At 64.2% G+C, this 11,074-nt stretch carries 10 protein-coding genes; 7 read left to right on the forward strand and 3 right to left on the reverse strand.

Translation table 11 applies throughout. The annotated features are described in order from the left end of the window. The first annotated feature begins 2 nt into the window (after nucleotides 1–2). A complete protein-coding gene (locus Q7T26_07815; GenBank protein ID MDO8532058.1) occupies nucleotides 3–1,214 on the forward strand; it encodes a CoA transferase in 1,212 nt (403 codons plus the stop codon). A gap of 207 nt (nucleotides 1,215–1,421) precedes the next feature. Next, nucleotides 1,422–3,146 carry an ABC transporter substrate-binding protein gene (locus tag Q7T26_07820; GenBank protein MDO8532059.1) on the forward strand — a complete coding sequence of 575 codons (1,725 nt, stop codon included), beginning with the start codon at nucleotides 1,422–1,424 and terminating at the stop codon, nucleotides 3,144–3,146. A 232-nt stretch (nucleotides 3,147–3,378) separates the two neighbouring features. On the opposite strand, the gene meaB is transcribed toward Q7T26_07820, so the two are convergent. Next, nucleotides 3,379–4,353 carry a methylmalonyl Co-A mutase-associated GTPase MeaB gene (meaB, locus tag Q7T26_07825; GenBank protein ID MDO8532060.1) on the reverse strand — a complete coding sequence of 325 codons (975 nt, stop codon included), beginning with the start codon at nucleotides 4,351–4,353 and terminating at the stop codon, nucleotides 3,379–3,381. 564 nt (nucleotides 4,354–4,917) lie between these two features. On the opposite strand from meaB, the gene lspA reads away from it, so the two are divergent. From lspA to gltX, 4 genes are all read left to right on the forward strand, one after another. Further along, nucleotides 4,918–5,544, forward strand: a complete 627-nt coding sequence (lspA, locus tag Q7T26_07830; protein ID MDO8532061.1) for a signal peptidase II — start codon at nucleotides 4,918–4,920, stop codon at nucleotides 5,542–5,544. Continuing rightward, nucleotides 5,502–6,488 carry an RluA family pseudouridine synthase gene (locus tag Q7T26_07835; GenBank protein ID MDO8532062.1) on the forward strand — a complete coding sequence of 329 codons (987 nt, stop codon included), beginning with the start codon at nucleotides 5,502–5,504 and terminating at the stop codon, nucleotides 6,486–6,488. The genes lspA and Q7T26_07835 overlap by 43 nt, the downstream gene beginning before the upstream one ends. Nucleotides 6,489–6,593: 105 nt before the next feature. After that, on the forward strand, nucleotides 6,594–7,199 hold the full coding sequence (locus tag Q7T26_07840) for a hypothetical protein (GenBank protein MDO8532063.1): 606 nt from the start codon (nucleotides 6,594–6,596) through the stop codon (nucleotides 7,197–7,199). Between the two features lie 154 nt (nucleotides 7,200–7,353). After that, on the forward strand, nucleotides 7,354–8,856 hold the full coding sequence (gene gltX, locus Q7T26_07845; protein MDO8532064.1) for a glutamate--tRNA ligase: 1,503 nt from the start codon (nucleotides 7,354–7,356) through the stop codon (nucleotides 8,854–8,856). 218 nt (nucleotides 8,857–9,074) lie between these two features. Here gltX and Q7T26_07850 read toward each other — a convergent pair whose 3' ends face one another. After that, entirely contained in the window at nucleotides 9,075–9,371 is a 297-nt protein-coding gene (locus Q7T26_07850) for a hypothetical protein (protein ID MDO8532065.1), read from the reverse strand. A gap of 191 nt (nucleotides 9,372–9,562) precedes the next feature. Here Q7T26_07850 and Q7T26_07855 point away from each other — a divergent pair, with 191 nt between their 5' ends. Further along, entirely contained in the window at nucleotides 9,563–9,874 is a 312-nt protein-coding gene (locus Q7T26_07855; GenBank protein MDO8532066.1) for a non-heme iron oxygenase ferredoxin subunit, read from the forward strand. A gap of 393 nt (nucleotides 9,875–10,267) precedes the next feature. On the opposite strand, the gene Q7T26_07860 is transcribed toward Q7T26_07855, so the two are convergent. Continuing rightward, nucleotides 10,268–11,074 (reverse strand): alpha/beta fold hydrolase (locus Q7T26_07860; GenBank protein MDO8532067.1); only part of this gene is annotated, 807 nt, incomplete at its 5' end.

The following is an 11,074-nucleotide window of genomic DNA, read 5'->3' on the forward strand; positions in this document are numbered from 1 at the left end:
CCATGCCCCTGCCGCTGGAAGGCTACAAGGTCATTGACTTCAGCGTAGCCATCTTCGGCTCCATGAACAGCATGATGCTGGGCGACATGGGCGCCGACGTGATCAAGGTGGAGCCGCTGGAGGGCGACTTCATGCGCATCTCCACCTTCCGCTCCGGCGACGGCGCGCGCTTCATGAGCTGCAACCGCTCCAAGCGCAGCCTGTCCGTCAACCTGAAGGACGACCGGGGCAAGGAGATGGTGTGGAAGCTGCTCAAGGACTGCGACGTAGTCATCCAGAACTTCCGGCCCGGCGTCATGGAGCGGATGGGGTTCGGGTACAAGGCGGTGTCCGCGATTAACCCGCGGGTCATCATGGTGTCCCAGTACGGCTATGGAGAAACGGGCCCGCTGGCGCACCGAATGGGCGGCGACCTGTGGGCGCAGTGCATGGGCGGCGTTGTCGCGCTCCAGGGCAGCCCCAGCGGCCCACCGTACATCGGCGGCGTGGCCTGGGCCGACCACGGCGGCGGCGTCATGGCGAGCATGGCCACCCTTTCGGCCATCCTGGCGCGGGAGCGCTACGGCGTTGGCCAGGAGGTCACGCTGAACCTGCTGGACACGGTCATTCACATGCAGAGCGCCACCATAGCCGACTGGCTGGTGGACGGCCGCCTGCTCAAGAAGTCGGGCCGCGGCTGGGGCGCGGGCTTCCCCTATGGCGCCTACCCGTGCAAGGACGGCGACATCGTCACCCTCATGGGCAGGGACGACCTGGAGTGGCCCGTGCTGTGCAAGCTGCTGGACATTGAGTGGATACTGGAAGACAAGCGCTACGAAACGCACATGATGCGTCTGGGGCTCAAGGATGAGTTGTACCCCGTCCTGGACGAGGCGTTCAAGAAGAAGACCCGCGCCGAATGGGTGGAGGCATTCCGCAAAGTCAAGCTGCGCGTTGACCCGGCCCTGGATTACAAGGAGCTGTTCGAGCATCCGCAGGTCTATGAGAACGAGATGGTTATCGAGCAGCAGCACCCGGAGTTCGGCAAGATTCGACTCACGGGCATTCCCTACAAGATGAAGGGCACACCTCTTCCGCCGCCCCAGATGCCTCCGCCCCTGCTGGGACAGCACACGCGCGAGATTATGCGCTCGCTCGGCTACGCGGAAGAGACGATTCAGCGGTACTGGGACGAGGGCGTCGTCGGCATCACCGACCCGCCCTCTCCGCGGTAGTCCGGTCTGCCTGTTGATGTTTAGCAGGACGATGAAAAACCCTTTTCGACCATCCCCCTACCCCCTTCCTAGCCAGGAAGGGGGTGAAATAGTATCTGGGGGATACCCCCAGACCCCCGCTCCTTCGGCTTCGCTCAGGACAAGCTACGGGGCTTCGCCCCTCTGGACTCTCCTTTTTCAACAGCCTGTTAGATGGATATCGGACTGATGCGGTCTCTCCAGAGATGGCTTGCGTGGCCCGCGGCGCTGGCGCTCCTCGCGGCGGCGTGCAATCCGCCCATCGTTGCGGTCCCGACACCGGCCCCTGCGCGTCCCACGCCCGCGCCGTCGCCCACTCCTGCGAGCGCGCCCGTCTCCGGCGGCGCCTTGCGCGTGGCCGTCGCGGAGCAGCCGCCGGAAAGCTCCCGCCTGGACCCGCACGAGGAGCCGACGCCGGCTATCCAGGCCGTCGTAGGCCCGGTGTACAGCGGCCTGGTCCAGTTCGACCCCGCCGTGTCCGGACGTCGCATCATCGGCGACCTGGCAGAGGACTGGCGACTGGTGGACGACCTCACGTTCGAGTTCAGCATCCGCAAGGACGCCACGTTCCACAACGGGCAGCAGGTGACCGCGGTGGATGTCCTCTACAGCCTCGACCGGGTGCGCCTGCCACCGCGTGAAACGACGCGGCCCCGCCGGGAGCTGTACGCCTCCATCAAGGACGTCATCGCGCCGGACAGGTTCACGCTGCGCATCATCATGCGCCAGCCGGACGCGGGCATCCTTTCGGCCCTGGCGAGCGGGACACTGGTCGTCCGGCCTCAGTTCGACGGACTGGAGGAGACGTGGCGCGCGCCAGACCCCGTAGGCAGCGGCCCGTTCGTCTTCACCGGCTATTCAGCCTCCGGGCAGGCGCGTTACCCCCGCTACAAGGACTACTTCCTGAAGGGTAAACCCTACCTGGATTACTACGAGCTGTTCACGGTCAGCGATGCCACCACGCGGATAGCGGGCCTCCGGGCCGGCCTTCTGGACGTTGTGCTTGGTCCTTTGTCCGAACAGCGCGTGCGCTCCCTGCGCGAGGCGCGCCCCGACCTGGTGTTCCACCGGGCGCAGGACCCGGTCGTCGGCCATGATGTCGTGGTGAACACGACCCGCTCCCCGTTCAATGACCTGCGCGTTCGCAAGGCCCTGCGGCTTGCTCTGGACGACGAGGCCGCTTACGTCGCCCAGGAGTCGTCATGCGGGCCGTACATCGGCTCGCCTGGCGGCCTCTCGCCGTGGGCGCTGCCCCAGAACGATCTGGCGAAGCGTCCCGAGGCAGGCGGCGACCGCATCCAGCGCCTCGCCGAGGCCCGGAAGCTTGTCGCGGACGCGGGACTCTCCGACGCCCTGACGGCGACGGTCCTTCAGCGGAAGGAGGAAGGCGGCGTGTCGGACCCGGACGCCAGGATAGTGGACGCATGGGCGAAGCTGCTGGCAAAAGGGATCAACGACATTGGGGGCAAGGCGGAGGTCCAGGAACTGGAGGCGCCCAAGCAGTCCCAGGAGCGCCTGCTGAGCCTGCAGTACGATATCGCGGTCTATCCCGTCCCCTACGTCGGCTATCCCGACCCCAACGGACTCTCCCCTGTCTGGCGCTCCGGCGCGCCGCGCAACTACGCCAACTACGCAGACCCGGAGCTGGACAGGCTCCTAGCGGAGCAGGCCCGGACGCTGGATTGGGCGAAACGCCTCCCGCTCGTGTACGCCGCCCAGCAGCGCATCCTGGACTCCTACGCGGCGTTCTACCTGCCGCGCCCAACGCCCTGCGACTCCGGCGGCGCGGATGCAGCGAGCCAGCCCTGGGTCAAGGGCTTCCAGCAGGACTGGGCCGGAGCGCGACTGGACGCTATGCGTTTCGACCAGGTGTGGATAGACCCCGTGGTCAAGGGCAACTTCAAGAGGCCCTAACGGCAAGGGGGACGCTCCAAGTGTCCTGTTTCTGAAATACGCTTACGATTTGTCATTGCGAGGACTCCGGCTTGCCGGAGGACGAAGCAATCTAGAGGAAGGGTGCGCCCCGCAGCCAGATTGCCACGGCCCTCCTGCGTCGGGCCTCGCAATGACATTGACGGCGCATTTTGGGAACATCACACCAGGGGCGTCTCCTGACTGTGGCGCTATTGAGTGGCGGGCGCGAAGGCTACTCCGCTATGGTCTCCAGCCAGCGCGTCAGCAGGGCCTTGTTCGCCAGCACCTGCGAGGCTGCGGAATAGGGGTCGAGCCCACCCTTCTCCACCTGGGACAGATAAGATCCAAGCAGCCCGTCCTTCTCCACCAGGTCTTGAAGGCGCTCTTCCATCCGCAACTCGATCATCTGGAAAAACTCTTTGCGCCGCTGGGCCTTCCGCTTCTCGGCAAAGAGGTTGGAGGAGCGCATGACCTCCCCGTGCTTCTCAATCTGCGCCAGCACCTCTTCCATCCCCACGTTCTTGTGCGCCTGGGCCGCCAGCACGGGCACACTCCAGTAGTCGTGCTTGGGGCTCAACTCCAGAGTGGCGACGAGCTCGCGCACCAGGGAGTCGGCGCCGTCGCGGTCCGCCTTGTTGACCACGAAGATGTCGGCGATCTCCATGAGGCCCGCCTTCATCGTCTGCACCGCGTCGCCGGCCTCCGGCACGAGCACCACGACGACGGTGTCCGCCACCTCCATGATGTCCAGCTCAGTCTGGCCCACGCCCACCGTCTCGATGAGCACCACGTCCCTGCCGTAGGCGTCAAAGAGCTTCGCCACCTGGCTGGCCGTCCGGGGCAGTCCGCCGTGGCTGCCTCGAGTGGCCATGCTGCGGATGAAGACGCCGGGATCGCCGAAGTGCTGCTGCATGCGGATGCGGTCCCCCAGGACGGCGCCGCCGGTGAAGGGGCTGGTGGGGTCCACCGCTATCACGCCTACGGTCTTCTGCTTAGCCCGCAGGAAAGCGACCAGCCGGTCTACAATGGTGGACTTGCCCGCGCCGGGCGGGCCGGTGATGCCCACGAGGTATGCTCTGCCGATGTGTGGATAAACGGCTGCCATGATGCCGGGGACGTCAGGCCCTTCACGCTCTACAAGGGTGATGAGTCGGGCCAGGGCGCGCTGGTCGCCCGCCAGCAGGCGCTGGACAAGGTCGTTGTTCACAGAGTGCCTCCGTTGTAGCGAGGGTTCGTTACACTGTAGCACTTTGTCGTATCTGAGAGCAAGGGCGTGACGACGCGCCGCGCTTTTGCCCCAAGGCAATCGCGTCTTGATGCGAGCGTTCGTTCCCGCCCGTCGCGTGAGTCTTTGAAGAAAGGCTCGAAGAAGCCCGCCGGTCCGCCGCCGTCATTCCGGCGCAGAGCTTGCCCCGTACCTGATAAGGGGCCGGAATCCAGCGTTCCCCGGCGCTTCTCTGGATACCGGCTTTCGCCGGTATGACGTGGAATATGGAGCGCGTTTCCGAAGCAGGACGCGAGCGTCGCCCGTCGCGGACGATCTCGTGTCCCTGGGCTCCGGCCCACGGCCTTCGCCGGGGCAGGCTTTTCGCCGGAGCGACGAAGGGACGCCCCCTTTGCGATTTGCTATGTCCATGAGTGCGTAAGAAGGAAGTAGACGCGATTGCCCTGCGACGACGCGTCCTGTCACATTCATGGCGCTGGAACATGGTATCATTTACCAATACGCGAGAAGGCGCCACGAATCCAATCATGAGGAACGGCCGAGAGAGTGGACACGGAAAACCAGAGTATTCCAGCAAAAGGCCCGGCCAACCCGGACGAACTGGGACATCAGACAGTTGACACAGCGCCTCCGGTCAGCGCCGCCACGCACTCCGAGATGAACGACTTGCCTGCAACAGCCACGGAGGCAACCCGACGGGCACGGATGGCGACGTGGGTGCGCGAGGCGCTGTTTATCGGCATCGCGGCGGCCGTCTTCGTCGCGGACTACCTCACGAAGCTGTGGGTGCGGACCAGCATGTTCCCCGGCCAGTCCATTTTCCCGGACGCGCCCGTCCGGCTGACCTATATCACCAACACGGGGAGCGCGTTCGGCCTGTTCCAGGACCAGACGATCTTCCTGGTCATCACGGCGGTCATCGGCATAGGGGCCATCATCCTGTACCACTCGATGCACTCGGCGAAGACGCTCCCGCTGACCGTGAGCCTGGGCCTCCAGCTCGGCGGGGCCGCGGGCAACCTGGTGGAGCGCCTGCGGTTCGGACGCGTCACCGACTTCATTGACCTGCGCTTCTGGCCGGTGTTCAACGTGGCCGACTCGTGCATCGTCATCGGCGTGGCCCTGCTCGCATGGATACTCTTCAGGACAGGCAAAGAGAAACCGACGCGATAGCCGTGCCGTCGTCAGACACTCGCTCCTTCAGCGTCGCCACGCAGGGAGAGCGCCTCGACCGCTTCCTGGCGGCGCAGTGTCCCGACCTCTCCCGCTCCCGCGTTCAGCAGCTCATCGAGGCAGGTCACGTCACCGTCAACGGACGCCCCGTCAAAGCCGCCCACAAGCTGAAGCCCGGCGATGACGTCTCCATGTCCGTGCCGCCGCCGGCGCCTGTGCTCGGCCTGTCGCCGGAGGACATTCCGCTCACCGTCGTGTACGAGGACGCCGACCTGCTGGTGGTGGACAAGCCCGCCGGCCTGACGGTGCATCCCGCGCCGGGGCACCCCAGCGGCACGCTGGTGAACGCCCTGCTGGCGCGCGTGCCCGACCTGGGCGGCGTCGGCGGCGAGCTGCGTCCGGGCATCGTCCACCGGCTGGACAAGGACACGTCGGGGTTGATCGTCGTCGCCAAGCACGAGCGGGCGCTGCGCCACTTGCAGGCCCAGTTCAAAGAGCGACAGGTGCGGAAGGTGTACCTGGCGCTGGTCCACCGTCGCGTGCAGCCCCCGGAGGGCGTCATTGATGCGCCGATAGGCCGCGACCCGCGCAACCGCAAACGGATGGCCGTCGTGCCGGACGGTCGGGCCGCTCTTACGCGCTATCGCGTGCTGCGCTATCTGCCCGACTACACGCTGCTGGAGGCGGCGCCCGCCACGGGGCGCACGCACCAGATCCGGGTGCACCTCGCGCACATCGGGCACCCGCTGGCGGGCGACCCGCTGTACGGCGGGACGACGAAGCTGGTGGCGCGGCAGTTCCTGCACGCGCACCGGCTCACCTTCCGCCTGCCCTCCGGCGAGGAGCGCACGTTCATCAGCCCGCTGCCGGACGACCTGGAGCGGGTGCTACGAGAGGTTGCGCAAATCAAGGACTCTAAAGAACTCTATGACGTTCATAATTAGCGTCTTGGCAAGGGCATTCACGCTTGCCATAAGGAGTGGTAAACTTCGACCGGTTCTGTTAGTGCTAATGCCACGAAAAAGCAGCAAGCGAATGGGGGATTAGTTATGTCATCAAATAACCTGAACCGAAAGTTGAAGCTACGCATTACTTTTGACACGGGAAAGGAGCCCTACCTTCTCGATATTTCGTCTTTCTTATACGACCTTGAATTGCTCCACGACTACCTAGTGATGGTTCTTGATGAAGATTATTCTAGATACAAGTTCTCTCAATACTTTTACTATCGTAAGGGTCGCCGTCTCAAGGAGATACAAAGACTAAGATTGGCGAAGATAACCAAAGCATCACCTCTGACAATTGAGTTGATTCTTAATATTACTATCCCGCCTATATCAGTGGACGTAGCTTTTGTCTCCGCATCTGCCGGTGCTGCCTACCTTCTTTCACTGGCAGTTCAGAAATGGATCATGCTACCTCACAACAAAGAGAAGGCTCGGGCTGAGGCAGCGAAATTCCGGGCAGCGGCACGGATCACAGACCTCCAAGCTGATCTACTAGAGGAAGATGTGGAGGAAAAGCGTCGCTTACGCGAGATGATTCCCGTTCATGACTCCCTACGTCGGAGATTGAGCGACAGCCCGCTGAAAGCTACGAACATGGAGCTATCTATCGAAGATGAAGACGAACCTTCAGGACATACCAACACATAGCGTTGCCTTGCACAAAAACGTGAAATGCCTGGGCATAGTTATCGATCGTAGAATCAGATGACAAATTATCAGATGCCCGTCCTCGACGGCCTTCTTAGGCCATGCTAGAATGTGAGCGCGATAGCTACCGCCATATTCGTTTGAACGGAGACCCATGACCACGCCCGTCCGCGTCCGCTTCGCGCCCAGCCCCACCGGCATCCCCCACGTGGGCAACATCCGTACGGCCATGTTCAACTGGCTCTACGCCCGACATACAGGCGGGCAGTTCATCGTCCGCATCGAGGACACGGACCAGGAGCGCAAGGTGGAAGGCGCGCTGGAGGCCATCCTGGAGAGCCTCCTGTGGCTGGGCATCACCTGGGACGAAGGCCCGACCGAGGACGCAAAGGGGAACAAAGGGCCGAACGGCCCGTACTTCCAGTCGCAGCGGCTTCCGCGCTACCGGGAGGCCGCGGAGAAGCTGCTGGCATCCGGCCATGCGTACCTCTGTCACTGCTCCACCAAGCGGCTTGAGCAGGTGCGCTTCGAGATGCAGATAGCGAAGCGCCCGCCCATGTACGACCGGCGGTGCCGCGACAAGGGCTACGGCTGGGCGGACAAGCCCTTCCCTGACGCCTCGCCCGTGCCGGTGGTGCGCTTCAAGACGCCGCTTTCGGGGCAGACGCGCGTGCAGGACAGGCTGCGCGGCGAGGTGGTGAACGAGAACAGCACGCTGGACGACTTCGTGCTGCTTAAGTCGGACGGCTTCCCCACCTATCATCTTGCGAACGTGGTGGACGACCACCTGATGAGCATTTCCCATGTGCTGCGCGCCGAGGAGTGGCTGCCCAGCACGCCGCGCCACGTGCTGCTTTACGAGGGCTTCGGCTGGGCGCCGCCTGTTTTCGTTCACCTGCCGCTCATTCTGGGGGCCGACCGGTCCAAGCTGTCCAAGCGGCACGGCGCCACCAGCCTTCTGGAGTACCGCGACAAGGGCTACCTGCCCGAAGCGATGGTGAACTACCTGGCGCTGCTCGGATGGTCGCTGGATGACAAGACGGAAATCATATCTCGTGACGAACTCATCAAGAACTTCAGCCTGGAGCGCATCGGCAAGACGGGGGCCATCTTCAACCAGGATAAGCTGATGTGGGTGAACGGCGTCTATATTCGCAATCTGGCTTCCGACGACATGGCGCGCAGAGCGATGCCCTTCCTCGAAAAGGGGCTGCCCGCGGGAGTGCGCCGTCCGCTGGAGCAGGACTTCGCGCGCCGCGTCATGCCGCTGGCGCAGGAGCGGGCAAAGCTCCTGAGCGATGTCCCATCCCTCCTGGGTTTCTTCTTTGCCGAGGACCTGGACTTTGACCCGACTCAGCTTGTCCAGAAGGGCATGACCAGCGCGTCCACCCTGACGGCGCTGGAGGCAGCCCGCCAGCGCGTCGCGTCCCTGGCGATCTTCAACGAAATCAGCATGGAGAACGAGCTACGGACACTGGCGCAGGAGTCGAGCCTCACCACCGGCCAGCTTTTCGGCGTGCTCCGCGTAGCCACCACGGGCGAGAAGGCGGCGCCGCCCCTCTTCCAGACGATGGCCGCGCTGGGCAGAGAGCGCACGCTCAAGCGCATCAGCCGGGCCATCGAGCGCCTGCGACAGCAGGGGCCGCGGGACGGCTAGTGTCCTGTCCCTGAAGTACACGTGCTAATTCATGCATGAGAAGCTATTCAAGAAAACGCCCCTGGACACTACCGTCTTTCCGGCGAAAACCGGAATCCAGCGTTCCCCGATGCTTCTCTGGATACCGGCCCCGTATCGGGTACGGGGCAAGCTTTCCGCCGGTATGACATGGGATAGGGAACGTATTTCCGAAACAGGACACCAGGCACGCCCGTGGCTCACCGGCTCGCCAGGGCTGCTCGAAGCGCCTGACGGGCCTGCTCCATCTCCCGACGGGTGCTGCGCGCATCCTCTGGCTGGCATGAGCTGAGCATGGCCAGCGCCGCCAGCGCCTGCCAGAGCGCCTCCGCCTCCCGCCACGCCTGCCCGTGCTTCTCCATCACGTCCGTGTTCTGGAACGCCCACTCCGCGGCCTGGGCGTTGGAGAGCTTGCCGCTCAGCCATTCGTCCATGACCTTCAGGACTTGCGTCGCAAAGGTCGGGCCATCAGGACCGCCCGTTCTCCGACTTGTCACTTGCCGCCCTCCTGCCCGTGAGGGCGGAGTTCCGAGAACTCCGCCCGTCTCCCTGCGACTGCATGGTACTACGCCCCGCCGTGCGGGGCCATGTTTGACGCATCGCCCGTGAGTCCCATAGACTGGAACAGGCATCATCTTGTTATTAGATGCACGACTTATCCAACATGTAACGGGAGGGCGAATCCGGTATGCCTAAGACAGTGCACATCGCCAGGGTGGATGAACTCCAGCCCGGCCAAATGAAAGCCGTGGACGTGGACGACAAGCATATCGCAGTGGCGAACCTGGGTGGCTCCTACTTTGCCTTCGACGCCATTTGCACCCACGCGGGCGCCGCGCTCGATGAGGGCGAGATTGACGGGGAGACCGTCGTGTGCCCCATGCACGGCGGCCAGTTCAACATCAAGACCGGCGGGGTGGAGTCGCCGCCGCCCAAGAAGGCCATCGCCGTCTATCAGGTGAAGGTGGTCGGGGAGGACATACATGTAGAGGTCCCGTAGCGCCGCTGGCCCTGAAATACCCGTACAAAGTTGTCATTGCGAGGAGTCCCGACTTGTCGGGACGACGAAGTCCCGATTCCATCGGGAGAAGAGGGGTTGACCCCGCCGCCAGATTGCCACGCCGTGCGCGCGCGCTGCGGCGGCCCTCCGGAGCTTGTGGTTAGGAGGAATTCGAACCATCGGGCCTCGCAATGACATTTACAACTACAACGGCTTCGGAGACATCGCACTAGCGTGGTGTCCCCATGAGCGCTATACAGGCACCCATTACCATATTGTCATTCCCGCTTTCGCGGGAATCCAGCCCGGGAAGCCTGGATTCCGGATCAAGTCCGGAATGACGGACACTGTAAAGCTGTTGCTGAGACATCACACTAGCGCATCCGGTCCGCGCTAGCGAAGGTGGCGCTCGAAGAAGGCGGCCACGCGCGACAGGTACTCGTCCCCCGCGGTCTGGTACGACGTGTTGTGCGTCGCGCCCGGGATGATCCACATCTCGGATGCGGGATTGCGCGACGCCGCGACGTTGCGCCGCGCGTGGCTGACAGGCACCAGGTCGTCCGCCTGTCCGTGGATGACAAACACAGGCGCGCGTATCTCCATCATCGCCCTCTCCGGGGACACTGAGTCAATGTCCATGCCCTGAAGGACACGCGCCGCCAGCACCGTCGGCGGTATGAACAGCGCTGGCAGGCCGCTCTCCCTGGGGAACTCCCTGTCCACCATGTCGCGCGCGCTGGCGAAGGCGCTGTCAGCCACCACGGCCCCGAAAGGCGGGGCGCGCGACGCCGCCAGGATAGCCGCGGCGCCGCCCATCGAGAAGCCCAGCACGCCGATGGCGCCCGCCGCGAACCCTCGGCCACGCGCATACGCGATGGCCCCGCGCACGTCGCGCTCCTCGTACTGGCCCAGGGAGAAGCGGTCGCCGCCGGACTCGCCGTGGCCGCGCAGGTCGAACATGAGCACGCTGAAGCCACGCCGGGAGAGCGCCTGCGCCACGGGCAGTTCCGCGCTCTCCGGCTTCTTGGCCCGATTGCCATCCTTCCCGTGGACGATGATGACGACGCGCTTGCCGCCTTCCGCCGGGATGAACCACCCCCTGAGCGGCACCACGTCATCCGCGCTCGGAAAAGACACATCGCTGTACGACGGGCCGAGGGTAGCGGGCGTGGCGACGAGCGGGAAGCGCTTGGCGCGGCT

The organism is Dehalococcoidia bacterium, from assembly GCA_030648205.1.
GTDB lineage: Bacteria > Chloroflexota > Dehalococcoidia > JAUSIH01 > JAUSIH01 > JAUSIH01.